Here is a 25392-nt window from a genome sequence, read left to right as displayed (position 1 = left end):
GGCGCGCCCGCGCCGGCGGGCCTCAGAACAGGTCCGTCCCGGCTGCCCTGATGCGGTGGTAGTGGGTCCACGCGGAGTGATCGGTCAGCGAGGCGAGCTGGTCGATGACGGCCCGCAGCCGCCCGGCGTCGTCGTCCGCCTCCGCGTGGTCGGCCGCGAACATGGGGTCCATCGCGTGCGGGTGCTCCCCGAAGAACTCCGCGACGGTGCGCAGCACGTCCGCCTGGATCTCCTGCAGCCGCAGGCGGTCCTCGGCGACCATGACGGTCACCGTCGCCATCCCCTTGAGCACTGCGATCTCGTGCGCCGAGGCCTCCGGCACCACGAGGCTGCCCGCGTACCTCCCCAGCGGCCCCCAGCCGTACTCCTCGCGCGTGGCGGCCTCGGCCGCGGCGGTGAAGCGCCCGATGAGCTGGCTCGTCATGTGCTTGAGCGCGGCCTGGTCCCGCCGGGTGCCGGTGAAGCGGTCCCGGGGCCAGTAGGAGGCCTTGCGCAGCCGTTCCAGCGCGGACACGATCACCTCGTCGGAGGCCTCAGGCAGGTACCAGGCTCGGGTGATGTCGATGAGCCCCGCGACCGCCTCCTCCGCGCGGAAGTCCGCGAGCTGGAGGTGCCCTGCGACGATCGCGTCCTCGACGTCGTGGACGGAATACGAGATGTCGTCGGCGAGGTCCATCAGCTGCGCCTCGAGGCACCGGCGGCCGAGCTCGCGGCCCTCGCGGTAGAACTCGAAGACCCGCGCATCGTCGTCGTAGACGCCGAACTTCCGCACCGGGGCGCCCTCCCGGCCGGCCGGTGCGTCCGCGCGGGGCCAGGGGTACTTGGTGCAGGCGTCGAGGCTCGCACGCGTGAGGTTGAGGCCGGCGGGCCCGCCCTCCTCCGTGAACACCTTGGGCTCGAGGCGCGTGAGCAGGCGCAGGGTCTGCGCATTGCCCTCGAACCCGCCGATCCCGCTCGCGATCTCGTCGAGCACGATCTCCCCGTGGTGCCCGAAGGGAGGATGCCCGAGGTCGTGGCTGAGGCAGGCGGTGTCGACGATCTCGGGATCGCAGCCGAGGTAGCGGGCGAGCTCGCGCCCCACCTGCGCCACCTCGAGCGAGTGGGTCAGCCGGGTGCGCACGAAGTCGTCGCTGCCGGGCGAGACCACCTGGGTCTTCGCCCCCAGCCGGCGCAGGCCCGAGGAGTGGAGGACCCGGGCGCGATCGCGCTGGAAGGCCGTCCGCCTGGGGTTCTTGGGGGCCTCGGCGACCCAGCGGCCCCTGTCGTGCTCGGAGTACTCGTAGACCGGGGTGGGGAGATACCCGGCTGACATCGTAGCCACCTCAGCCGCCCGAGACGTCGAGCTCGGCCTCGGCGAGCTCCTCGTGCCAGGCGGCGTCCATGACGCGCGAATCGAGCCAGCCCTCGGGCAGGTGGGGGCGCTTGGGACGGGTGGTGCGGCCGCGCGTGCCCTCCGCCGCCTCGCCCGGATAGGGCTGGCTGCGGTCGAGCTCGGACAGCAGCGCGTCGAGCTCGGACAGGGAGGAGACCTTGGCCAGGCGGCTGCGCAGGTCCCCGCCCACGGGGTAGCCCTTGAAGTACCAGGCGATGTGCTTGCGCAGATCGCGCACGCCCATGAACTCGTCCTCGTAGTGCTCGGCGAGGTACTCGCCGTGCCTCCTCACCGCGTCTGCGACCCCGCCGAGGTCCGGCTGGTTGCGGAGCAGGTTGCCCGCCAGTGCGTTCTCGAGGTCGCCGAAGAGCCACGGGCGGCCCTGGCAGCCGCGTCCGATGACGACGCCGTCGCAGCCGGTGCGCTCCATCATCGCGAGCGCATCCTCGGCGGCGAAGATGTCGCCGTTGCCCAGGACCGGGATCTCGTCGCCGACCATGCCGTGGACGATCTCCTTCATCCGCGCGATCGCGGTCCAGTCCGCGGTGCCGGAGTAGAGCTGCGCGCAGGTGCGGCCGTGGAGCGTGATCGCGGAGACGCCTGCGGAGACGGCGGTGCGCGCCGCCCCCTCGAAGGTGAGGTGGTCATCGTCGATGCCCTTGCGCATCTTGACGGTGAGGGGGATGCCGCCGCGGTCGGCCTCGCGCACCGCGGTCTCGACGATGGCTGCGAAGAGGTCCGTCTTCCACGGCAGTGCGGAGCCGCCCCCCTTGCGGGTCACCTTGGGCACCGGACAGCCGAAGTTGAGGTCGATGTGGTCGGCGCGGTCCTCCTCGACCAGGAGCCGCACCGACTGCCCCACGGTGACGGGATCGACGCCGTAGAGCTGCACGGAGCGCGGAGTCTCGTACGGTTCGTGGTGGATGATGCGCATCGTCTTCTCGTTGCGCTCCACGAGGGCCCGCGTCGTCACCATCTCCGTGACGTAGAGGCCGCCGCCGTACTCGCGGCACAGCCGACGGAAGGCCGTGTTCGTGATGCCCGCCATCGGCGCGAGCACCACGGGAGAGCTCAGCTCGAGGTTCCCGATGCGCAGGGCCCTCCCGGCGTGCGGAGCCCTCCCGGCGTGCGGAGCGGCGGGAGCAGACACCGCCGGGGGGCCGGGGGGCACGGCATCCGGAGCCGCGGAGGTCTGCGCGGCGAGGGCGGGGGCGGAAGTCACAGCAGTCACCGAACCATTATCGCGGAGCGGTCAAATGCGCAGCGGGGCGGGTGTTCTCGGCAGTCCTGCAGCGGCAGACCGCGGCCTCCGCAGCGGTTGCCTCTGCAGCGGTTGCCCCCGCATCGGCGCGGGCGCGCTTCCGGGCCTCGCGCCGCGTCTCCTGCGCATAGGCCTCCTTCCACAGCCGGAGCATCTCCCGATGAGCGTCCCGCTTGAAGCGCCGCGCCTCGCACTCCATGCGCATCTGCTCCTCTCGAACGAGGTCCATCTGCCTGACGGTCTCGTCGTGCACCGCCTCCTCGAGGGCGCGCTCCTCGAGCTCCTCCGCAGTGAGCGCGCCCTTCCGCACGAGGAAGCGGGCGAACTCCTCGTCCTCGGCGTGCGCGTCGATGAGGGCCTGCATGCGCGCGCAGTGCTCCTCCGGCGGCCCTGGTGCCACAGGAACCTCTGCTGCATGAGGAATCTCTCCCGCCATTGCCCGTTCCGAGAGCTGCTCCGCCCGTTCCGGGAGCCGGTCCGCCTGGACCGCCTGCCCTCGCGGCCTGTCGGCCGTCCGGTCGATGAGCCCCCACCAGGCGTCCTCGATCCGGCGCACCCGGGCCTCCCGAGGGCCGATCTCCTCCGCGAAGTGCCTCCGGATCGCCAGTTCCCGCTTCAGCTCGCCGATCCGCACGTGCAGCCGCTCCTCCTCCCGGCTCACGCGCCGCCGCATCTCCGCGAGCTCGCGAAGTCTCTGCGCGAAGGACTCCTCACGCTCGCGCACCGCCTGCTCCCGCGCCTCTGCCTCACGGTGCCGCTGCTGTTCCAGCCGGGCGCGCTGGGCTCGCATCGTCTCCCACCGCGCCTCCTCCTCCGCACAGTCCGCGACGAGGGCGTCCATGACCTCCTCCGCGATCCGGGCGGACTCCTCCGCCGTCACCACGACAGGCACTCGGTCATCAGCTTCCCGGTCACAAGGTCCCAGGTCATCAGCTCCCCGGTCACGCGGCGCTCGGGCACCGGACCGTCCGCCATCCCGCTCTCCGTCACCGGGACCGATGCGCGCGTCGTATGCGCGCACCAGCTCCGTGAGCGCCCCACCGCTGTCGACGGGTGAGGCCACGGTGGAGCAGCGCACCCCGAGCGGCAGCGTCCAGACGATCTCATCCGGCCTCGTCCAGCACCACTCCGATGCTGGGGTCCGTGAGCTTCCGGTTCCAGATGGTTCCGTGCGCGGCGATCTCCCGCGCCGTCTCCGCGGGAATCGGGGCGTGCCCGCCGAGCACGCCCGGTCTCTCGTCCATTCGCATGAGGGTGGTCACCGGCACCGTCACGTTCACGCTCGCCTGCTTCCGCAGCCACGAGCCGCGGGTGGGACAGGAGACTCGAACCGTGTGGCGCGCACCTTCGGCGCCACGGACCTCCACCGAGGTCTCCGTCCGGGGCACAGCTCCCGTCAGCAGGTCGAAGACGATCTGCTGGAGGCTGCGGTCATCGACGTGCTCGAACTGCGCCGCCCCGGCCGAGGCCGGCTCTCCTCCTCCGGGGAGACCACGGACGTCCAGCGCCTCCAGCTGATTCCGCAGCAGGGCCCTGCCCACGGCCCGGCCTCGCTGGTAGAACGCCTCGAGCTCCGGCAGGGGGCCGTGCAGCGAGAGGCAGCCCTCCACACCGTCACCGCGGTACAGGCGCACACCGCGGCTCCTCCTCACCTGCGCCGGAGTGGGGCCAGCGACGTCCAGCGAGGCGATGAATTCCGAGACCTTGGCGGTGTACCGCCCGAGTGAGAGCCGAGGATCGAGGCTCGCGATGAAGTCGTCCACGAGGTGCAGCTGGGGCATGGACAGCAGATGCGTCTTGGGGAGGATCCTGTCGATCCGGTCATGGGGCAGAATCCCCGACCCGACCGTGCTCAGCAGGCGCGGCATCCCCACCAGCAGGACGAGAGCGCGCGCTGTCTCGAAACGCGCGGACGGGACAGAGGAGTCCAGGGCGCCCGCGAGGGTCGTCAGATCCTCGAACGGCAGAAGTGCGGCGAAGATGCCCCTCAGCGTTGGCTCCCGCTGACCGTCGAGGAAGGGAATCGCACGCACGGCGCTGGAAGCCGTGCTGCCTGCGCTGTTCTGCTGGTCTGTGTTGCGCTCCCGGCCTGCGCTGCTTCGCCGGTCTGCGCGGCCTCGCTCGTTCGTGATGGTCTCGCCGTCAGCGGGGTTCCCCTCGCTCCCGGAGTCCCAGAGGAGCGCGAGCTCTTCCTCATGCTCCGCCAGGATCGTCCGCAGACCGAACCGGCCCAGGCGCTCCGTCTGCAGCGCACGCAGCCGGTCGGCGACCCGATGCCCTCCCACGATCTCCTCGAGCGCCTCCGCCGCACCGGCCACAGCGCCTCCGGAGTCTCCGACAACAGCGCCGATCGCAGGGAAGGAGTCGACAGAGACGCACTCATCGGGCGTCCGCCCGGCGGGGACGGAGAGGGAACCCGCAGGAAGGGGCTCGGCGAGCAGCTTTCGCAGCCCGGCCACATCAGTGACGTGACTGCGAACTCCCGGCTCACATTCCCGCATGTCACCAGCGGCGACAGGCGGTATCGGCACCACCTCAGTCATCGCCCCCACCCCGCTCTCACCATCGAGGACCAGTGAAGATCACCAGGGAAGCTCAGAGGAACGGCGAGCGCCAGGGACGCCACCAGACGCCCCTCACCGCCATCGAACCCTTGCCAACATGAACGAGTTTCTAGTCTATCATAGAACAACGATGACGACAACGCCCCTTCGGTCGCCTCTGATCCGCCAGGGGGCCGCCCGCTGCGCCATCCCTCTGTGCGATGCGGAGCAGTCGGTAAGGTCACCCCATGGCGAGTTTCCTCTTCCTCACCTGGAACGGCGGGGGTGCGGCCCTGCCCGTGCTCGTCCTCGCAGACGAGCTCTGCCGCCGCGGCCACCGCGTCCGGGTGCTCGGCCATGCCGTTCAGGCATCACAGTTCGCCGCCCGGGGCGTTCCCTTCTCCCCCTACCCGCACGCCGGCGGCTTCGAGGTGACCGCCTCACCGCTCAACCTCCTCGCGCTCATGCGGGACCGCGACGCAGCCAGGGACGTCGCCGACGAACTCGATGCCCGACCGGCCGACCTCGTCGTCGGCGACGCCCTCCTGCTTTCGACGCTGACAGTCCTCCTCCGCCGGAAACAGCGGTACGCCCTGCTCGAATCGACGGCGGACTCCCTCATGCACGGCAGACTGCGCAGACTGGACGGCGCTCTCCGGCTCCTCGGGCTCCCCGTCCGCGCGGTGCTCGAGGGCGCCCGGCTCGTCGTGGTCGCCTCTGCCGCAGAGATCGACCCGCAGGCGGACTCGGACGCCGAGCACATCGGGCCGATGGTCCAGGCGGTCGCCGCTCACCCCTCCGAACCGGCACTGCTCATGAGTCTCAGCACCTTTCCGTTTCCGCGCCTCACCCGCACCTGGCAGCATCTCCTCGATGCCGCCGCAGGCCTTCCCATCAGAGCCGTTGCGACGACCGGACCGTCGCTCGCACCCACCGCACTGAAAGCTCCGCAGAATGTCGAACTCCGCGCCTGGGCGGACCACGCGGCGCTCATGCCCGCGGTCTCCGCGGCAGTCACCCACGGCGGGCACGGGACGACGGTGGCCGCCCTCGCGCACGGCCTCCCGGTCCTCGTGCTCCCGCTGGACGCCGCCTCCGACCAGCCCGGGATCGGCCGGCTCGTCGAGGAGGCCGGGGTCGGCCTCACCCTCTCCCGCCGTGCATCCGCCCGCCGGCTGCATGGCGCCTTCGACCGTCTGCTCCACGACGAGGGGCTGCGCGAACGGTCGCACGCGCTGGGAGAGCGCATCCGCGAGTACGGCGGTGCCCGGGCGGGAGCGGACGCCCTCGTACGCGCGGCCGGCTGAGAGCGACATCGGTCCTTCGGCGCTGTGGGCAGAGCCCGCCGGGGAGGTCCACAGGCCGAGGCATCGGGGTGCCGGACACCGCACAGCTCATGAGGATGCCTGCCAGTCACCCCCTTACTCAGCAGTCTCCACGGCGTCCGCACCTGCGCGCGTCTCGCCGGCGCCCTCCCGCATCGTCTCCATGACCCATTCCTCCTCGAGCCCGAGATCACGGGCGAAGGCCGGATCGTGGGTGACGACGAGGAGCGCGCCCCGGAAGTCCTCGAGCGCGGAGACGAGCACTCGCACCGAATCGAGGTCGAGGCTGTTGGTGGGCTCGTCGAGCAGGAGCAGCTGAGGTGCCGGCCGCCGCAGCAGCATCCCGGCCAGCGCCACCCGCAGACGCTCGCCGCCGGAGAGGTCGCCGCAGCGCCGCTGCGCCGCGCTCCCCCTCAGCTCGAGCGCCGCGAGCATCGCCCTCACCTCGTGCGGGCCGGCCTCGGGAGCGGCGATGCGCACGGCGGCCTCGGCCGTCTCCTCCTCCGGCAGCTCCGCGCTCTGACTGAGATACGCCGTGGGCACCCGCGGACGCAGCGTCCACGTCCTGCCGTCCGCGCGGGGAGCCCGCTCGAGCAGCCGGATCGGATCATCAGCACAGGATCCGCCCGAAGCGGCCTCCCGGGCCCGCTCCCCGGCAGCGGCTTCGCTCGCGGCGACGATCGCCCGCAGCAGCGTCGACTTCCCGGAACCGTTGGCTCCCTCCAGCCGCACGCGGGCGGGTCCCACGAGCGCACACTCGCCGCAGGCGGCCTCGACCTCGAGCACGCGGCGGCGGGCGGGCACCTCCGTGTCCGGCAGCGAGAGCCGGATGTCGACCTGCTCCCGCACGCGCTCCCGCGCGGTCTCGAGCTCGGCCTCGGCGGCGGCCTCCCGGTCCGCGACCATGCCGCGCAGCTTCGCCGCCGAGACCTGCGCCTCGCGCTTCCGCAGCCCCATGATGATCTTGGGCTCGCGCTTGTTCGCCTCCATCTTCTTTCCGTAGCGCTCCCGGCGGGCGAGCTTCTGCTCCGCCTCGATCCGCTGGCGCCGCTCGAGCTGCTGCGCGGACTTCGCCTGTGCCACGTCCGCCCGCGCCGCGGCCTGTTCGACCTCGAGCGCGGCCTCGTACTCGCCGAAAGTCCCGCCGAAGACCCGCAGACGCCCGTGCCGCAGCTCCACGACGGCGTCGACGCGCTCCAGCAGCTCGCGGTCGTGCGAGATCGCGAGCACTCCCCCGCGCAGCGCCTCCAGCGCGGAGAAGAGGGCGGACCGCCCCGCGGAGTCGAGATTGTTCGTGGGCTCGTCCAGGATCGTCCACGCCGCCCCTGCCAGCACCGCGCCGGCGAGCCCGGCCCGCATCGCCTGCCCGCCGGAGAGCGAGGACATGCGGCGGTCGAGGAGGGAGGGAGCCTGTTCCGCGGAGGCAGGATCCGGCGCCGTCGAGGCCAGCCCTGCCGAGGCCAGCCCCACCGAGGCGAGTGCCGCGAGCGCGCGCTCCTCGATGTCCCAGTCCTCGCCGATGGCCTCCATATCGGCAGCGATCTGCGCCTCGCCCGCCTCTCCCGAGAGCACGCGGCGCAGCGCTGCGAGGGTGTCTGAGATGCCGAGTACCTCGGCGACGGTCCGGTCCTGCTGCGGCAGGTCCTGCGGCAGGACCCAGACCGGCCCGCCGGCGTCGATCCGGCCGGAGATGGGCTGGAGCTCGCCCGCCAGCAGGCGGGCGAATGTGGTCTTCCCCGCACCGTTGGCTCCGATCATGCCGATGAGCCCCGCAGGGATGGTGAGCGTCTGATCGTCGATGACGCCGCCTGTGCCGTGGGCCCGCGATGCGGCTGAGCCGTCGGGCCAGGCGAAGGAGAGGTGCGCGGCGGTGATCGCGGGGCTGCCCGCGTGAATGCGCGAAGGCGCGTGAATGTGTTCCATGGAGGTCTCGTTCCGCGTGGAGATGCGACGCGTCCGAGACGGGGTCTCGAACGCCGGTCAGGCGAGGACGAGACGTGACTTCACGGCGAAGCCTTCCATGAGGGAACAGGACAAGAGCAGGGTACCAGGCACGGGCGGACCGGGGAACCGCCCGTGCGCACGGGTGAGCTGGCGTCCCGTGTTCACCTCGGAGCATTCGCCCCGGAGCGCACGGCGTCGCCGATCGCGTTGAGGCCCTCGGGCAGGGTTCCGTTGATCCAGTAGTCGCCGAGCGCCCGCGCCCGGAAGGCGATGGGGTTGTGGGTGGCGACCGTCTGCGCGTTCCGCCAGTGACGGTCCAGGCCCCTGCCCCGCGAAGTCGCCGAGGCGCCCACCGTGAGGAAGAGGTCCTGCGCGGCACCGAGCGCCAGCTCCGGCACGGTCACCTGTGCGTGCTCGACGGCGATCTCCGAGAAGTGCAGGGCTTCGGGCACCTCACCGGCGAAGCCCGCGGCATCCGCGCCCGCGGCACGCGCCGCTGCGATGCCCGCATCGAGCGCGCAGGCGGTCTGCAGCACGAGCGCCTCGGCGGCATAGGCCTTCGCGGCGATCCGGCCCGTGGCCTCCTGGATGAGCGGGTCCTCGCGGAAGGGCAGGCCGGAGCCGGTGCTGAAGGTCCGGGCCCGGCCCGCGATCGTCGCGGCCGCGTCCCGGCGGGCCGCCCGTGCGATGCCGGCGAGCACCGTGAGCAGGATGTGCTGGAAGAAGGCGGCCTCGTGGATCGCCTCGGGCGTGCCCACGACGCGGTCGAGCACGGCGGTCTCCTCCACCGGCACCTGCGCGAAGGTCGTGGTGCCGGTTCCCGTGAGCTTCTGCCCGAAGCCGTCCCAGTCGTCGGCGACGGTGACGCCGGGGGCATCCGTCGCGACGACAGCGAAGCAGCGGCCGTCCTCCCCGTCGAGCGCGGCCGAGACCCGGGTGTACCCCGAGAAGATGGTGCCGGTCGAGTAGAACTTCTGCCCCTCGAGCACCCAGCCCGACCCGGTGCGGGTGAGCACCGTGTTCAGCCGGCCGAGCGCGTTCCCGCCCTTCTCCGTCGAGGCGTTGCCCACCGTCGCGCCCGCGAGCACCCGCGGATACCACGCCCGCTGGATCTCCGCCGGCTGGAAGCGCAGCGACTCGACGAAGCCCAGGTGCGAGCGGTAGAGGTGGGCGATGTTGGAGTCCGCCTCCGCGAGCTCCACGAGCAGGCGAGTGAGGGTCTCGACGCTCGCGCCGGGCCCGCCGTGCTCCGCGGGCACGCGCAGGGTGCCGAAGCCGGCCTCGTCCAGACGGCGGACCTCGGCGAACGGCAGCCGACGGTGCAGCTCGCGCTCGAGCGCGCCCTCGGCGATGTCCGCGAAGAGCGGGCGGAAGAGCGCCGCGAGGGAGTCGAAGTCCCCCGGCAGGGCCCCGGTGCGGGAGGATGCTGCGGCTTCTGCGGGCGAGGCGGTGACGGTCATGCGGTGCTTCCTTACTGCGCCGGACGGGGCGGCGCGAGCGGGATCAGCGCGGCTGCTGCCGCGGACGGGGCGTGCGGACGGAATCTCACATTCGTGTGGAATCTACGTGAGGCTCCCCCTCGCAGACGGGCGCACCTCGTCACATGCCGTCAGCTCCCGTCACATTCCGCCGCACGGACCCGCACGGACGGCGGAAGAAGACGCTCCATGACGAAGTGCGTCCTCCGCCGCACCCGCTGCGGCCACGGCCTTGGCATCGTGGCCCACAGCACCTGCAGGCCACCCACGCACGAGGAGAGCGCAATGACAGTGACCGCCGAGGCCGCCCCGGCCGAGCCGCACACCCGCACCGCACCGCAGTCTCCGCCCGTGCCGGAGGCCCTCACCCCCGACGTCCTGCGCGAGGCCTTCTCGCACTTCCCGCAGGGCGTCGTGCTCATCGGCGCACACACCGGCGGCGCCCCGCAGGGCCTCGTCGCCTCCACCTTCACGGTGGGCGTCTCCCTCGAGCCGCCCCTCGTGAGCGTCGCGGTGCAGCACTCCTCCTCCACCTGGCCGCTCCTGCGCACCGCCGGACAGCTGGGGGTCTCCCTGCTCGGCAGCGACCAGTCTGCGATCGTCCGTCAGCTGGCGGCGAAGGACCGCGCGCGGCGCTTCGAGGGCATCGGCACCGCGGTGCACCCCGCTGGCGCCCTCACCATCGCGGACAGCCCGGTGGCCCTGCGCACCCGCCTCTACGACGAGGTCCGAGCCGGCGACCACGACATCGTGCTGCTGGAGGTGCTCGGCATCGAGGCCCGGGCCGGGGCCTCGCCCCTCGTATTCCACCGCAGCGCCTTCAAGGAGGTCACAGCTCCGCTGGGCTGAGCGCGGCCCAGGATCGAGCGCACCCCCGGGCGGGGTGTGCCCGCGAGGTCGCTACACTGGCCCGGTACCCACGGGAGCCCGAGGCGCGGGCTGAGAGGGAGCCGCCGCTCCGACCGTCGAACCTGAGCGGATCATGCCGCCGTAGGAAGAGGAGGAGCCCGTGCCTCAGCGCGCCCCCGTACACCGTCCGTCCGACTCCCCCGTACACCGTCCGTCCGACTCCCCCGGGACCGCCGGTCCCCCACCCGCAGGACCCGGCTCGGCGGACTCCGGCTCGGCAGCCGCCGGATCCGCCCCCACCTCCGCGATCCGCGGCGGCATCTGGGGCAACTACGTCGACCAGATCGCGATCTTCCTCCCGCTCACGGCCCTCGCCCCCGCGATGGTGCACATCGTCGGTCCCGAGCACGCCGCGACCTCGACCTCGCTCGCCCTCATCGCCACCCTCCTGGGCCGGCCCGTGGGCGCGATGCTGTTCGGCCGCCTCGCCGACCGGCACGGCCGCACGTCGATCACCCGGTGGGCCATCGCCGGCACCGCCCTCTTCACCCTCCTCATCGCCGCGCTGCCCACGCACGCGGCCCTGGGCGCGGGCACGCTCGTTCTCCTCTTCGCCTTCCGCTTCCTCGGCGGGATGTGCCTGGCCGGCGAGTACACCTCGGCGATCCCGCTCGCGATGGAATGGGCCCGCCCGCGCAGCCGCGGGCTCTTCTCCGGGCTCATCATGGCGATGGCGCCCTGGGCACAGGCGACGATCGCGCTCGCGACCGCCGTCTCCCTCGCAGTGCTGGGGCCCGAGGCCTATGCCGTCTTCGGGTGGCGCATCGCCTTCGCCGCCGGCGGGCTCGCCTCCCTCGCCATGCTCGTCTACTACCACCTGCGCGTCGCCGATGCCCACACCGCTCCCGCCGAGGCCGCGGCGCAGTCCCGGGCGGGTGCTCAGCACGCCGCGGCCGCAGGCAGCCTGCGGAGCATCCTCGCCGGCTCCTGGGCGGGTGCGTTCTGGCAGGTCTTCACGCTCATGACCGGGCTGTGGCTCATGACGAACATGGTGGTGGTGCACCTGACCTCGGCCCTGGGCAGCGGCTTCTCACCCGCGGTGACGAGCCCCGCATCCGTTCCCCTCCTCATGGTGGCCGCCGGCTGCGCGCAGGCGCTCGCGATGTCCTGCACCGGGCACCTGTCCACCCGGCTGGGCCGGCGGAGGTACTTCGTCCTCGCGGGCCTCCTCGCCGCCGTCGCCGGCCCCCTCTGCCTCGCGGGGATCGCCGGAGCCCAGCACATCGCGGCCGTCGTCGTCCTCGCCTGTGCGGTCCAGGCGCTCACCGTCTCCGCGTACGGCCCCGTGGGCGCGTACATCAACGAGCGGTTCCCCGCGCACCTGCGCTCCACCGGCTACGGCTCCGCCTACAGCCTCTCGATCATCGTCCCGGCGCTCTTCCCGTTCTGGCTTCCGCCGCTCGGCGGTCTGCTCGGCTCGGACACGACCGCGGTGCTGGTCGTCGCGGGGACAGGCGGCTTGCTCCTCGCGCTCGCGGGCGCGTGCGGCCCGGCGCTGCGTCCGGCCCAGCTGGATCAGAGCCTCGACGAGCTGAGCGCGCAGGCGATCCGGGACCGGAGCGGAGGCCCCGCGGAGGCAGGCGCGGACAGTGCGGAGGACGACCGCTGATGGCCGGGCTGCCCTCCTCTCCCGCACCGGAGCCGGCCGCACTCACCCGCATCGCCGAGGCGGTCCGGGCGAAGGCCCCGCTCGTGCACTGCTGCTCGCACGCCGTCTCGATGCCCACCGTCGCGGATGCGCTGGGCGCCGCCGGGGCACGCCCCGTCATGACCGCGAGCCGGGAGGAGTCGCCGCACATCGTCACGGGCGCGGCCGCGCTGCTCGTCAATCTCGGCACGCTCGATGCGGACACCGCGGCGGCCATCGTCCCCACCGTGCGTGCCGCGCGGGAGGCGGGACTGCCCTGGGTGCTCGATCCGGCCGCCGTCGGCGCCCGCACACCGGTCCGCACACCGCTCGCCCGCACGCTCGTCGCCGAGGAGGCTCCCGCCCTCATCAAGGGCAACGCCTCGGAGATCCTCGTGCTCGCGGAAGGCGACAGCGGAGGGAGCGGGCCGGACTCGCGTGCAGCCGCCTCCGAGGCCGCCGAGGCCGCCGCGCACCTGGCACGGACCACCGGCGCGCACGTCCTCGTGTCCGGCGCCCACGATCTCGTCGCGGCACCCGGAGGAGCGCTGTGGGAGGTCCGCATCGACGCGCCCGCGCTCACCCGGATCACCGGCACGGGGTGTGCGCTCGGCGCGCTCGCCGCCGCGTGTCTGGCTCAGGAGGGCCCGCTCCGGCCCGAGGCGGGCACTGGTTCAGAGGCCGAGCACGCCCGCACCCTCGCGGTGCTCGCCGCGGCGGTGTGGAACTCGGCCGCCGGGGCCGAGGCGAGCGCACGCGCCGCGGGGCCGGGCAGCCTGCGCGCGGAGTGGTTCGACGCCCTCGACCGCGTGGACCCGGGAGGGGCAGGCGCCTCCGTCATCCGCCTGGCCTGACTGTGACAGAGTGACCGGTGTGATGTCCCCGACACTCCCCACGGTGCTCCTCACCGCCGTCCCGGTCCTGCTCGCCGCCGCCGTGCTCCTGTGCGGCCGCGGCTCCCTGCTCGCCTCGGCACTCGCCGCGCCCGCCGCCGCCCTCATCGCGCTGTGGCGCTTCCCCGTCGCCGGGGACGCCGCGCTCGCCTCCTTCGCGGACTATGCCCCCACACTCGTCGAGGTCGTGCTCATCCTGCTCTTCGGCATGGTGCTCGCCCGGCTGCTGCAGGCTTCGGGGGCGATGCGCAGGATCGGGACGTGGATCCTCGAGTCCGCGCCCTCGCCGGGAGCCGGTGCCGCCCTCGTCGTCCTCGGCATCGTGCCGTTCGCCGAGTCCGTCACAGGCTTCGGCATCGGCGTGACGGTGGGCGTGCCGATCCTCGCCCAGATGGGCTTCGGCATCGTCCGCTCCGCGCTCCTCGGACTGTGCGGCCTCGTGCTGGTGCCGTGGGGCGCGCTGGCTCCCGGCACCGCGGTCGCTGCCAGCCTCGCGGGGCTCGATCTCACGGACCTCGGCATCGCGACCGCCTGGGTCAACGCCGTGCCGCTCACCGTCGTCGCGGTCGTCGTGGTCCTCACCGCCGGGAGGGGACGGAGTGCCGCGACGGCAGGCTGGACGCTCCTCGCGGCGGGAGCCGCCTGGGCGGGCGTACTGTGCGCGAACATGCTCCTGGGCACGCCGCTCGCGGGCGTCCTCGGCACCGCCGCGGTCATCGCCGTCCTGCTGCTGGGATTCCGCCTGGGCGGCGTGCGCGGCCGCACCGATGCGGAGCTCGGCCGTGCGCTGCTGCCGTACGGGACCCTCACAGCCGGGCTCCTCCTCGCCCAGGCGCTCGCCCCGCCGCTGTCCTCCCTCCTGCCGCAGGCCGTCATCGGGGTGCTGACCTCGCCGCCGCTGTGGCTGGCCGTCGGGGCCGCCGTCGCCTATGCCCTCGCGCGGGGCGCCGGCACCGCGGAGGGCCCGCGGCTCTCGGAGGCCCAGCGGACCTCGGAGACCCCGCCGGCCGCGGTCCGCGCGGGCGTCCGGGCCTGGGCTCCCGTGGGCGCCACGACGGCACTCTTCATGCTCATGGGGTGGATCATGACGGTGAGCGGGATGAGCGGGGTCATCGGTGCCGCACTCGGCGGCCTGGGCGTGGGACTCGCTCCCCCGCTCGCGGCGCTCGGCGGCGTCCTCACGGGCTCCAACACGGGCTCGAACGCGATGTTCTCCTCGACCACCGCGGAGATCGCCCGGGCCGCGGACGCCTCGGTGCTCCCGCTCGTGGCGGCGGGCAACGCGGCCGCGTCCATCAGCACGCTGGCCTCCCCGCCCCGCGTGGCGATGGCCGCAGCCCTCGCCGCGGCCTCGGCGGCCGAGGCCGGGCACGCGGACCTCGCCGAGCCTGCGGACGCGGCACGGCGAGAGCGCGCGGTGCTGCTGCGTGCTCTCGCCGTGATCGCGTGTGCGGTGGCAGGCCTCGTGCTCGCCGCCGTGCTGACGGCCTGAGACCGGGCCCGCGGGCCCCAGGGGCCGGCCCCGGGCTCAGCCCAGGATGCCCTCGCGGACATAGGCGGGCACTTCGGCGATCGCGACGCGCTCCTGGCTCATGTCATCGCGCCGGCGGATCGTCACGGCCCCGTCCTCGAGCGAATCGAAGTCGTAGGTGATGCAGAACGGCGTGCCGATCTCGTCCTGGCGGCGGTAGCGGCGGCCGATCGCGCCGGCGTCGTCGAAGTCCACGTTCCACTCGCGGCGCAGCGTCGCAGCCAGCTCACGGGCCTGCGGGCTGAGCTTCTCGTTGCGGGACAGCGGCAGGACGGCGGCCTTGACCGGGGCCAGCCGCGGATCGAGCTTGAGCACCGTGCGCTTGTCGACGCCGCCCTTCGTGTTGGGCGCCTCGTCCTCGGTGTAGGCGTCCACGAGGAAGGCCATCATCGACCGTGTGAGGCCGAAGCTGGGCTCGATGACATAGGGCGTGTAGCGGTCGCCGGAGGCCTGGTCGAAGTACTGCAGCTTGGCGCCGGAGTGCTCGGTGTGCCGGCCGAGGTCGTAGTCCGTGCGATTGGCGATGCCCATGAGCTCGCCCCATTCCGAGCCCTGGAAGCCGAAGCGGTACTCGAGGTCGATCGTCGCGTCCGAGTAGTGCGCGCGGTCATCGGCGGGGACGTCGAAGCGGCGCAGGTTGTCCGGGCTCACGCCGAGGTCGACGAACCAGTCCCAGCACGCCTCGACCCATTCGTCGAAGAACCGGCCCGCGTCCTCCGGGTGCACGAAGTACTCGATCTCCATCTGCTCGAACTCGCGCGTGCGGAAGATGAAGTTGCCCGGCGTGATCTCGTTGCGGAACGCCTTGCCGATCTGGCCGATGCCGAACGGCGGCTTCCGGCGGGCGGCCGTGACGACGTTGTTGAAGTTGATGAAGATGCCCTGCGCGGTCTCCGGGCGGAGGTAGTGCAGGCCCTCCTCGTTGTCGACGGGCCCCAGATAGGTCTTCACGAGGCCGGAGAACTGCTGGGGCTCCGTCCAGGCGCCCTCCTGTCCGGTCTCGGGATCGCGGATGTCGGCCAGCCCGTTCTCCGGCGCGCGGCCGTGCTTGGCGACATAGGCCTCGATGAGGTGGTCGGCGCGGTAGCGCTTGTGGGTGTGGAGGGATTCGACGAGCGGGTCGACGAAGGTCTCGACGTGGCCGGAGGCCTCCCACACCGCACGCGGCTGGATGATCGAGGAGTCGAGGCCCACCATGTCCTCGCGGCCGCGGACGAAGGTCTGCCACCACAGCTTCTTGATGTTCTCCTTGAGCTCGACGCCCAGGGGACCGTAGTCCCACGCAGAGCGGGATCCCCCGTAGATCTCACCCGCCTGGAAGACGAATCCGCGCCGCTTGGCGAGGTTGATGACGGAATCAAGGGTGGATGCCACGGATGTGCTCCTCAGCTCGGATCGGTCGTGCGCTGCGCGCGGCGGGACGGATCGCCGCACACCGGCACAAGCCTACCCATTCGCTCGGCGGCCCGCGCCGGATGTGACCTTCCATACGCGCTCGCGCACCGGATCCGGAGGCGATCCCGTGTAGGATGGTCAGTCGCACCCCGCTGCCACGTTCGACGTCAGCTGCGCACAGTGCGGGCGATACCGCCCCTGTTCTGCGCCCGGACGTCTCCGGCCCTCTCAAGTGCACTCGAAGTGAGCACTCCCGGCCGAGCTGGCCGATCGCCATTCAAGTCCCCTGCGATCATGCGCGCGGTCACGACATGGAACGAGAACGAGTTCACCATGACCGAGTCCTCACTCACCCCCGCCCCTGAGACCACTCCCACCGCAGCCTCCGCCGAGGAGCCCGCGGGCCCGACCTTCGCGGACATGGCCCTTCACCCCGCCGTCGCCGAAGCCGTGTCCGGCCTGGGCTACGAGCGCCCCTCGGCCATCCAGGAGCGCACCATCCCGGTCCTGCTCGAAGGCCGCGACGTCATCGGCCTCGCGCAGACCGGCACGGGCAAGACCGCAGCCTTCGCGCTGCCGGTCCTGTCCCAGATCGCCGATCTCGGCCGCGCCGAGTCCGGCCCGCACGCCCTCGTGCTCACCCCCACCCGCGAGCTCGCGATCCAGGTCGCGGAGGCCTTCTCCTCCTATGCCGCGCACCTGCCCGACTTCACGGTGCTGCCGGTCTACGGCGGCCAGTCCTACGGTCCGCAGCTCGCCGGCCTCCGCCGCGGCGCGCAGGTCGTCGTGGGCACCCCCGGCCGGGTCATCGACCACCTCAAGCGCGGCTCGCTCGACCTGGGCGCACTCCGCCACCTCGTGCTCGACGAGGCCGACGAGATGCTGAAGATGGGCTTCGCCGAGGACATCGAGGAGATCTTCGCCCGCGCCGGCGACTCGCGCCAGGTGGCGCTGTTCTCCGCGACGATGCCGGCCTCGATCCACCGCATCACCGGCAAGTACCTCACCTCGCCGGAGGAGGTGCGCGTCGCCTCGAAGACCACCACCGGGGCGAACATCCGCCAGCGCTTCCTCACGGTCATGCACTCGCACAAGCTCGACGCGCTCACCCGCATCCTCGAGGTCGAGGAGTACGACGGCATCATCATGTTCGTCCGCACCAAGCAGGCCACGGAGGAGCTCGCGGACAAGCTGCGGGCCCGCGGCATGCGCGCCTCGGCCATCAACGGCGACATCCCGCAGCAGGCGCGCGAGCGCACCGTCGAGCAGCTGCGCGCCGGGCAGATCGACATCCTCGTCGCCACCGACGTCGCCGCCCGCGGCCTCGACGTCGAGCGGATCGAGCTCGTGGTCAACTACGACATCCCGCACGACACCGAGTCCTATGTGCACCGGATCGGCCGCACGGGCCGCGCCGGGCGCTCCGGCGAGGCGATCCTCTTCGTCACCCCGCGCGAATCGCACATGCTGCGCCAGATCGAGAAGGCCACACGCCAGAAGGTCGAGCAGCTTACCCTGCCCAGCGTGGAGCAGCTCACCAGCAGCCGCGTGGAGCGCTTCACCGGCCGCATCTCGAAGGCGCTGGCGGAGAAGGACCTCGACGAGGTGCGCCCCGTCATCGCGGACTTCGTCCGTGCGAGCGAGACGCCCGCCGAGGAGGTCGCGGCCGCGCTCGCCGTCCTCCTGCTCGACGGCGAGACGCTGACCGCCGAGCCGCTGCCGGAGCCCAAGCCGCGTGCGAACCGCAATGAGCGCGGCAGCGACCGCCGGGGCAGCCGCCCCGGCATGCGCACGTACCGCATCGCGGTGGGCCGCAACGACCGCGTGCAGCCCGGCGGCATCGTCGGCGCGATCGCGAACGAGGGCGGACTGAACTCCTCCCAGATCGGCGCGATCGACATCCGTGCGAGCCATTCCCTCGTGGACCTGCCGGAATCGCTGCCCGAGAGCACCCTCGGCCGCCTCCAGCACACGAAGATCCAGGGCAAGCGGATCGACCTGCGGCCCGACGGCGGCCGGCCGGGACGCCCCTTCAAGAAGCGCGGCGACCGCGCCCACGGCGAGGGCCGCGGCTTCAAGGGCGACCGCGGACCCCGGCGCGACTCCTACCGCGCCGAGTCGAAGAAGAGCTTCCGCCGCTTCGACTGAGCCTGCGCCCTGCGGGGAGGCGGCGCTACGATCGGGTGGATGACCGCAATCGTCCGCGCCCTGCACCGCTTCCCCGTCAAGGGGTTCCCCGCCGAACCCCTCGGCTCCGGCGAGGCCGCCCCGCACGCCGGCCTCGCCGGGGACCGCGTGCTCGCCCTCGCCGACGGCACCGCACCGGTCTCCCCCGGCTCATGGCACTCCTGGTCGGCGTTCCTCGCACTGAAGAAGCGCTCGGATCTCGCGGCCTGGGGCGTGCGCACCCTGCCCGACGGCCGCATCGGGCTCACTCCTCCCCCGGCGGGAGGCGAGGGCGCGCGCGAGGAGATCGTCCTCGATCCCGCAGCGCACCGGCGCGCACCGGGCAGCGCCGCCGGCCTCGCCTCGCATCTCCCGGGCACGGACCCCGCCGCCCTCTCCGTCACCGCCGCGTCCTCGCCGGGCGGGGCCCAGGGCATGTTCGATGACGAGCACGGGCACCTCAGCCTCATCGGCCTCGCATCCGTGCGCGCGCTCGAAGAGGCCGCCGGCGAGGCGATCGATCCCCTCCGCTTCCGCGGAAACCTCCTCGTCGACGGCCTCGTCCCGTTCGCGGAGTTCGGGCTCGTCGGCCGCACGGTGCGCGTGGGCGGAGCCGTCCTCCTCATCCGCTCCACCATCGAGCGCTGTGCGGCCACCAAGGTGCATCCGGGCACGGCACAGCCTGACCTCAACGTCCCCCGGCTGCTCGCCACCGCGCTGGGGCACATCCACATGGGGGTCTACGGCACGGTCCTCTCCCCCGGCCGGATCGCGCCCGGGGACGCCGTCGAGGTGCTCGCTCCGGAGCAGGCACGCGCACACACGGCGAGCCCGCCCGCGCTGCCCGGCGGGACGGGGCCGCGCATGCTCCGCGTCGTCGACTCCGCAGCGCTGGAGGGCGGAGGCTCCGACGGCGCCTGCCACGCGAGCAGCGCCGGGACCCCTGCGGTTCGCCGCCATCACCTCCGCCTGCGCGATCCCTACGGCTGGTTCGCCGCCCACTGGCGACCCGGCATGCACGTGCGGGTCCACCTCCCCGGCCCCGGCGGTCCGCTCTGGCGCAGCTACACGGCCTTCCTCGTCCGCGGCAGCGAGTTCTCCCTCCTCGTGCAGGAGCGCGGAGAGGCCTCCGGCGCACTCGCCGCCCTGCGCCCCGGCGAGCAGGTCATGGTCTCCGGACCCTTCGGGTCCTCCACCCCCGAGACGGTGCTGGCCGCGGCGGGCTCTGCTGCACCCTCCGATGTGCCTGCCTCTCCCGCACCTCCCTCCCGGGCGCCACAGGTCGCCGTGCTCACTGCGGGGGTGGGAATCACCACTGCACTCTCGCTGGTGCCGGGACTCGCCGCGGAGGCCGAGGTCCGCTGCCTGCACGTGGACCGGGGAGCTGGACGCGCCTCGGCGGAGGCGCTTCAACGGCTCGCGGATGCGGCCGTCTCGGACGGTGACGGGACCGCCGCGGGCTGCTCCGTCGCGCTGTGGGACACCGCAGAACGGGGCCGGCCGGACATGGCCGCGCTCTCCGCCTTCCTGACCGGGGCGCAGGCGGCGGTGCTGTGCGGCGGCGAGGAGTTCCTCACCCTTGCCCGCTCCGCGGCGCAGGCGGCAGGACTGCCCGCCTCAGCGCTCATCAGCGAGGCCTTCGCCTCACCCGTGCCGGAGGCGTCGGCGCGGATCGCCGGCAGGCCGCCTGCCCGGATCGTCCGCGCGGACGGCCGGGTGCTCGACTGGACCGCCGAGGACGGCACCCTGCTCGAGGCGCTCGAGGCCGACGGCGCGCGCATCCCCTTCACCTGCCGCTCCGGCTCCTGCGGGACGTGCGCGGTCGGGGTGCGCAGCACCGGGGCGGCCGAGCACGTGCTCGACCACACCGCGCAGCCGGGGCCGGGCCGTGTGCTCAGCTGCTGCAGCGTCCCCGTGGGCGAGCTGCACGTCGACGTCTGATCCCGCACGGTCCGCGATGCTCCGGGAGGCTTCTACCGCGCGGGCACCCTGCCACCTGCCTGCACGGTAGAGACCTCCCAGACGCGATGAGAGGAGCGTCTCAGGCGAGCAGATCGCGGTACTGCGGGAAGCGCTCCATGTACCGGTCAACGTAGCTGCACATCGACCGGATCCGGACACCGTCGCGGGAGAAGCGCGCCATGGCCTCCGTCACGAGGGTCCGAGCCCAGCCCTGGCGGGAATAGGCCTCGTCGATGATCGTGTGGAGCACCACCCGGACCTCGTCCTCCTGCCGGTACTCGAGGAAGCCCACGAGCACCGGCGCACCCCCCGAGAGATCGCGGATGACGATGCGGCTGCGCTCAGGCTCCTCGACGACGTCGTAGGGGCCGGGAACGAGTGTCGGCTCTGCCATGGAATTCCTTTCAGTCCTCTGCCTGCTCAGTCCTCTGCCTTCGCAGGCCCCGTCCTCGCAGCCGTCTTGCGCTGCATCCGGGTCTCGAGCCAGCGCGCCAGCGCGGCCACGAGCATGTTGATGACGATGAAGAGCGCCGCACCCACGATGAAGGTGGGCAGCAGATTGTTGTAGTCGCGTCCGATGAGGCGCACCTGGTACAGGAGGTCCTGGTAGGTCACCATGAACCCGAGGGCCGAGTCCTTGAGCAGCACGACCACCTGGGCGATGAGGGTCGGCATCATCGCGCGCACGGCCTGTGGCAGGAGGACCAGCCGCATCGTCTGCGAGCCGCGCAGCCCGATCGACATCGCGGCCTCGCGCTGCCCCCGCGGCACCGCGAGGATGCCCGCGCGCATGATCTCCGCGATCACCATCCCGTTGTAGAGGGTCAGCCCGATGACGACGGACCAGAACGAGCCGATCTGGTTGCCGAACAGGAGGAAGGTCGCGAAGATCAGCAGGAGGACCGGCACCCCGCGGAATATCTCGAGCACGAGCGTGGAGGGGAGCGAGATCGCGCGTGTGGGAGCCAGCCTCAGCAGGGCGAAGGCGATCCCCACCGCGAGCGCCAGCACGGAGGCGACGAGCGCGACCTTGAGCGTCGCCCACATGCCCTGGAGCAGCGTGGTCTGGATGACGGTGTAGGCGAACGGCTCCCATTTGGCTGCGGTGAGCTGTCCCGCGGCCTCGAACTTCCAGACGATGTAGGCGATGGCCGCCAGGATCACCAGTCCCGAGGCGATCGACAGGAGGACGTTGTTCCGGCGTGCCCGGGGGCCGGGCTCGTCGAAGAGGACCTGGGTCGGTGCGCTCATCGCAGGATCACCCACTTCTTCTCGAGGTAGTCGAACACCCTGCCGAGGATCAGCGCCAGCAGGAGGTAGACGAGAGCGGTCGCGAACAGCAGCGGGATCACGATGTCACCGCGGATCTCGATGGCGTTGCGCATCGCGGAGATGAGCTCGCGGTTGTTGAAGGCCGAGGCGATCGAGGTGTTCTTGAGCATCGCGATGATGACGCTGCCCATCGGCGGGATCACGGTGCGGAAGGCCTGCGGCAGGATCACGAGGCGCAGGGACTGGGAGAAGGTCAGCCCGATCGAGCGTGCGGCCTCGGCCTGGCCCACCGGGATCGTCGCGATGCCCGAGCGCAGCACTTCCGCGACGAAGCACGAGGTGTAGGCGATGAGCGCCAGGCAGGCGAGCGCGAAGGAGTTGATCGACGCCGTCTCGCTGAAGCGGATGTCGAGGTAGGGCAGACCCAGCACGCAGAAGAACATGACGAGGGTCAGCGGGGTGTTCCGCACGATGTTCACGTACGCGGCCGCCGTGCCCCGCAGCACGGGGGTGGGCGAGACCCGCATGGCCGCGAGCACGGTGCCGCCCACCAGGCAGCCCACGAGCGTGACGGCGAAGAGCCTGAGGGTGCCGAGCGTGCCGCTGGCGAAGATCTCGAGCAGAGATGTGAAGTCCACGGTTGCCTCTCGATTGCACGGTGCATCGGTGCTGCCCGGAGTGCCGCCTCACAGCGCTCCGGGCAGACCGTGCAGATGCCCCTGGGGGCGGCGGCTCAGTACCGATCCACCGTCGGCATCTCGACGCCGGAGGCATCGCCGAGGGTGTACTCGAAGGCCGCGGTCCAGTCGCCGTTCTCCTCCGCGTTCTCGATCGCATCGTTCACCGCGGCGCGCAGCGCATCGTCGCCCTTGGGCAGACCCACGCCGTAGGGCTCCTCGGAGAAGGGCGCGCCCACGACCTTGAACTCGCCCTCGTACTGTGCGGCATAGCCGCGCAGGATCGCATCATCGGTCGTGACGGCGTCGACGGACCCGCTCTGCAGCTGCTCGACGCAGGTCGAGTACGCATCGTAGGTGACGAGCTCCGCATCGGTGTGCTCCTCGGCGATCCGCTGCGCGGGCGTCGAACCGTCGACGGAGCACACCGTCGTGCCGGCGAGGTCGTCGGGACCCGCGATGTCCGAGTCCGCCGCGACGAGGAGGTCCTGGCCGGCCACGTAGTAGGGTCCGGCGAAGTCCACGACCTCCTTGCGCTCGTCGTTGATCGTGTAGGTCGCGACCACGAGGTCGACGTTGCCCTGCTGGATGAACGTCTCGCGGTTGGCCGAGACCGTCTCGACCCATTCGATCTCGTCCGGGGCGAAGCCCAGCTGGCCGGCGACGATCTTCGCGATCTCGATGTCGAAGCCCTCCGGCGCCTCCGCGCCCGCAGTCACATTGCCGAGGCCCGGCTGATCGTACTTCACGCCCACCTTGAGGGATCCGGCATCGCTGGCGGCCTGCCACGTCTCGCTGTCGGCGAGATCGGCGTCCTCGACCACCTCGTACTCGGGGGCCTCACCGCCGGCGGCCTGTCCCTCCCCGCCCTCGGCGGGAGCATCGGGGGTGCCTGACTGACCGCAGGCGCTGAGGACGAGGACGCCGGCTGCGACGGCGGCGGCGAGGGTGCTGATCTTCTTCATGGGGTTCTCCTTCTGTGGGTGCGGCTGAGGGTGCGGCGCAGCAGCGGCCGTGGACGGGGCGGCCGCCGTCACTGCGTGAGGATCTTCGAGAGGAAGTCCCTGGCGCGGTCCGACTGCGGGTTCGTGAAGAACTCCTCCGGTCCCGCGACCTCGACGATCTCTCCGTCGGCCATGAACACCACCCGGTGCGCGGCCTTGCGGGCGAACCCCATCTCATGGGTGACGACGACCATCGTCATCCCCTCCTCGGCGAGCTCGACCATGGTGTCGAGCACCTCGTTGATCATCTCCGGGTCGAGCGCGGAGGTGGGCTCGTCGAAGAGCATGATCTTGGGCTTCATCGCGAGCGAACGGGCGATCGCCACCCGCTGCTGCTGACCGCCGGACAGCTGAGCGGGGTACTTGCCCGCCTGGTGCGCGACGCCCACCCGGTCGAGCAGCGACAGCGCGAGCTTCTCCGCCTCCCCCTTCTTCATCCCGCGGACGCGGATGGGCCCGAGCGTGACGTTGTCGAGGATCGTGAGGTGCGCGAACAGGTTGAACGCCTGGAACACCATGCCCACGTCCGAGCGCAGGCGCGCGAGCGCCGTCCCCTCCTCCGGGAGATCCCGTCCGTCGACGGTGATCGAGCCCTCGCCGATCGTCTCGAGCCGGTTGATGGTCCGGCACAGCGTCGACTTGCCCGAGCCCGAGGGGCCGATCACGACGACGACCTCGCCGCGGTGGACGTCGAGGTCGATGTCCTTGAGCGCCTGGAAGTCCCCGAAGTGCTTCTGCACCCCGCGCATGCGGACGAGCGGAGCCGCAGTGTCGGCTGTCACATTCGCAGTCATGCCCCCAGCGTAGACACACGGACCTGTGATCGCCATCTCAGGGTCGCGGAACTCCGCACCCGCGCCGGAATCGCAACCGGATCGTCACATTCGGCCTGCTGGGACCGCTCGGCGGCCCTCAGCGCGCAGCGGCTCAGTACCGGTCCACGACGGGTGTGCGCACGCCCGAGGAATCGCCCAGGGTATGCGCGAACGCGGCCTCCCAGTCGCCCTCGTCCACCGCGGACTCGATCGCGTCGTTGAGCGCCTCGCGCAGGACGTCGTCGCCCTTCGGCAGTCCGATCCCGTACGGCTCCTCCGAGAACGGGCGGCCGACCACGGCGAAGCTCTCCGGGTCCATCGCGGCGAAGCCGCGCAGCATCGCGTCGTCCGTGGTCACGGCCTCGACCGCCCCCGCCTGCAGCTGCTCGTAGCACAGGGCGGCGCTGTCGTAGGCGACGAGTTCGGCCTCGGGGTGCTCCGCGGCGATCCGCTGACCCGGCGTGGAGCCGTCCGTGGCGCACACCGTCCGGCCTGTCAGGTCCTCGGGGCCCCGGATGTCGGAGTCCGCGGCGACGAGGAGGTCCTGGCCGGCCACATAGTAGGGCCCCGCGAAGTCCACGACCTCCCTGCGCTCGTCCGTGATCGTGTAGGTGCCCACCACGAGGTCCACGTTGCCGCTCTGCAGGAACGTCTCCCGGTTGGGCGTGACGGTCTCGATCCACTCGATCTCGTCCGGTGCGAAGCCCAGCCTGCCCGCGGCGATCTTCGCGATCTCGATGTCGAAGCCCTCCGGCGCCTCCGCGCCCGTGCTCATGCTGCCCAGCCCCGGCTCCTCGAACTTCACGCCGATGCGCAGGCGCCCGGCCTCGTCCGCGGCCTCCCACGTGGGGCTGCCGGAGAGCTCGACGCCGTCCGCCACCTCGTACTCGGGCGCCTCGCCGCCGTCGCCGGCACCGTCGCCGGCACCCTCGGGCGTGCCCTCCTGACCGCAGCCGGTGAGCGCCAGGAGCCCCAGCACCGCTGCCGCCGCACACAGCCGCCGGCGGGCGGCTCCGCGCGCGCCCGCCCCGCGCATGCCCGCACTGCCGATCTCCGCACTGCCCGTCTCCGGCCCGCGCATGCGATCTCCTCTCGCCGTGCGGCTCCGCCCCGCGGCGCCGTTGCCGCGGGATCGACTCGGATCCGCTCTGCTCCGAGCCTAGGAGAGGCGGGAGCGCCGCGGCACCCCCGGAGGTCTCAGGATGCGAGAGGACGGGG

Annotated in this window: 20 protein-coding genes; 7 read left to right on the top strand and 13 right to left on the bottom strand. The window is 72.1% G+C overall.

The genetic code is table 11. The features are described from left to right. Nucleotides 1-22 precede the first annotated feature (22 nt). The 4 genes from K318_RS0107575 to K318_RS0107555 form a co-directional block, all read right to left on the bottom strand. Nucleotides 23-1312 (bottom strand): deoxyguanosinetriphosphate triphosphohydrolase, encoded by a 1290-nt coding sequence (locus K318_RS0107575; RefSeq protein ID WP_029089045.1) that lies wholly within the window; start codon nt 1310-1312, stop codon nt 23-25. A gap of 10 nt (nt 1313-1322) precedes the next feature. Further along, a complete protein-coding gene (gene dusB, locus K318_RS0107570; RefSeq protein WP_245579826.1) occupies nt 1323-2522 on the bottom strand; it encodes a tRNA dihydrouridine synthase DusB in 1200 nt (399 codons plus the stop codon). Nucleotides 2523-2610: 88 nt separating this feature from the next. Next, nucleotides 2611-3516, bottom strand: coding sequence for a hypothetical protein (locus K318_RS0107565; protein WP_029089043.1), 906 nt, complete (start codon nt 3514-3516; stop codon nt 2611-2613). A 220-nt stretch (nt 3517-3736) separates the two neighbouring features. Further along, complete coding sequence (locus K318_RS0107555) at nt 3737-4951, bottom strand: hypothetical protein (protein WP_169721452.1); 1215 nt, start codon at nt 4949-4951, stop codon at nt 3737-3739. A 473-nt stretch (nt 4952-5424) separates the two neighbouring features. Here K318_RS0107555 and K318_RS0107550 point away from each other — a divergent pair, with 473 nt between their 5' ends. After that, complete coding sequence (locus tag K318_RS0107550) at nt 5425-6483, top strand: glycosyltransferase (protein ID WP_029089041.1); 1059 nt, start codon at nt 5425-5427, stop codon at nt 6481-6483. A 114-nt stretch (nt 6484-6597) separates the two neighbouring features. On the opposite strand, the gene K318_RS20195 is transcribed toward K318_RS0107550, so the two are convergent. Both K318_RS20195 and K318_RS0107540 read right to left on the bottom strand, forming a co-directional pair. Continuing rightward, nucleotides 6598-8424 (bottom strand): ATP-binding cassette domain-containing protein, encoded by a 1827-nt coding sequence (locus K318_RS20195; RefSeq protein ID WP_051297687.1) that lies wholly within the window; start codon nt 8422-8424, stop codon nt 6598-6600. A 182-nt stretch (nt 8425-8606) separates the two neighbouring features. Next, a complete protein-coding gene (locus K318_RS0107540) occupies nt 8607-9905 on the bottom strand; it encodes an acyl-CoA dehydrogenase family protein (RefSeq protein ID WP_029089040.1) in 1299 nt (432 codons plus the stop codon). Between the two features lie 303 nt (nt 9906-10208). Here K318_RS0107540 and K318_RS0107535 point away from each other — a divergent pair, with 303 nt between their 5' ends. From K318_RS0107535 to K318_RS24645, 4 genes are all read left to right on the top strand, one after another. Beyond that, complete coding sequence (locus K318_RS0107535) at nt 10209-10772, top strand: flavin reductase family protein (protein ID WP_084499853.1); 564 nt, start codon at nt 10209-10211, stop codon at nt 10770-10772. A gap of 160 nt (nt 10773-10932) precedes the next feature. Continuing rightward, entirely contained in the window at nt 10933-12441 is a 1509-nt protein-coding gene (locus K318_RS20190) for an MFS transporter (protein ID WP_245579809.1), read from the top strand. Then, the gene (thiM, locus tag K318_RS20185) at nt 12441-13313 is read left to right on the top strand and encodes a hydroxyethylthiazole kinase (protein WP_051297686.1); all 873 of its coding nucleotides are present in this window, start codon (nt 12441-12443) and stop codon (nt 13311-13313) included. The genes K318_RS20190 and thiM overlap by 1 nt, the downstream gene beginning before the upstream one ends. Before the next feature lie 22 nt (nt 13314-13335). Continuing rightward, the gene (locus K318_RS24645; RefSeq protein ID WP_035281118.1) at nt 13336-14844 is read left to right on the top strand and encodes an L-lactate permease; all 1509 of its coding nucleotides are present in this window, start codon (nt 13336-13338) and stop codon (nt 14842-14844) included. A 36-nt stretch (nt 14845-14880) separates the two neighbouring features. On the opposite strand, the gene K318_RS0107515 is transcribed toward K318_RS24645, so the two are convergent. Beyond that, nucleotides 14881-16257: a glycine--tRNA ligase gene (locus K318_RS0107515; RefSeq protein WP_029089036.1), complete on the bottom strand. Its 1377-nt coding sequence runs from the start codon at nt 16255-16257 to the stop codon at nt 14881-14883. A 354-nt stretch (nt 16258-16611) separates the two neighbouring features. On the opposite strand from K318_RS0107515, the gene K318_RS20180 reads away from it, so the two are divergent. Continuing rightward, nucleotides 16612-18426 carry a DEAD/DEAH box helicase gene (locus tag K318_RS20180; RefSeq protein ID WP_051297746.1) on the top strand — a complete coding sequence of 605 codons (1815 nt, stop codon included), beginning with the start codon at nt 16612-16614 and terminating at the stop codon, nt 18424-18426. 39 nt (nt 18427-18465) lie between these two features. Continuing rightward, nucleotides 18466-20385, top strand: coding sequence for an MOSC domain-containing protein (locus K318_RS23605; RefSeq protein WP_051297685.1), 1920 nt, complete (start codon nt 18466-18468; stop codon nt 20383-20385). Nucleotides 20386-20485: 100 nt separating this feature from the next. Here K318_RS23605 and K318_RS0107500 read toward each other — a convergent pair whose 3' ends face one another. The 6 genes from K318_RS0107500 to K318_RS0107475 form a co-directional block, all read right to left on the bottom strand. Then, nucleotides 20486-20800 (bottom strand): GNAT family N-acetyltransferase, encoded by a 315-nt coding sequence (locus tag K318_RS0107500; RefSeq protein ID WP_035281116.1) that lies wholly within the window; start codon nt 20798-20800, stop codon nt 20486-20488. A gap of 26 nt (nt 20801-20826) precedes the next feature. Beyond that, nucleotides 20827-21657 carry an amino acid ABC transporter permease gene (locus tag K318_RS0107495; RefSeq protein WP_029089035.1) on the bottom strand — a complete coding sequence of 277 codons (831 nt, stop codon included), beginning with the start codon at nt 21655-21657 and terminating at the stop codon, nt 20827-20829. Next, on the bottom strand, nt 21654-22316 hold the full coding sequence (locus K318_RS0107490) for an amino acid ABC transporter permease (protein WP_051297684.1): 663 nt from the start codon (nt 22314-22316) through the stop codon (nt 21654-21656). The genes K318_RS0107495 and K318_RS0107490 overlap by 4 nt, the downstream gene beginning before the upstream one ends. Before the next feature lie 95 nt (nt 22317-22411). Next, the gene (locus K318_RS0107485; protein ID WP_029089033.1) at nt 22412-23320 is read right to left on the bottom strand and encodes a glutamate ABC transporter substrate-binding protein; all 909 of its coding nucleotides are present in this window, start codon (nt 23318-23320) and stop codon (nt 22412-22414) included. 68 nt (nt 23321-23388) lie between these two features. Then, a complete protein-coding gene (locus K318_RS0107480) occupies nt 23389-24153 on the bottom strand; it encodes an amino acid ABC transporter ATP-binding protein (protein ID WP_051297745.1) in 765 nt (254 codons plus the stop codon). 133 nt (nt 24154-24286) lie between these two features. Beyond that, nucleotides 24287-25255 carry a glutamate ABC transporter substrate-binding protein gene (locus tag K318_RS0107475; protein ID WP_245579807.1) on the bottom strand — a complete coding sequence of 323 codons (969 nt, stop codon included), beginning with the start codon at nt 25253-25255 and terminating at the stop codon, nt 24287-24289. Nucleotides 25256-25392 lie beyond the last annotated feature (137 nt).

The organism is Brevibacterium album DSM 18261, from assembly GCF_000426445.1.
In the GTDB taxonomy this organism is placed as follows: domain Bacteria; phylum Actinomycetota; class Actinomycetes; order Actinomycetales; family Brevibacteriaceae; genus Brevibacterium; species Brevibacterium album.
The sequence above is the reverse complement of the archived record's forward strand: the minus strand, read 5'-3'. Positions and strand labels throughout refer to the sequence as shown.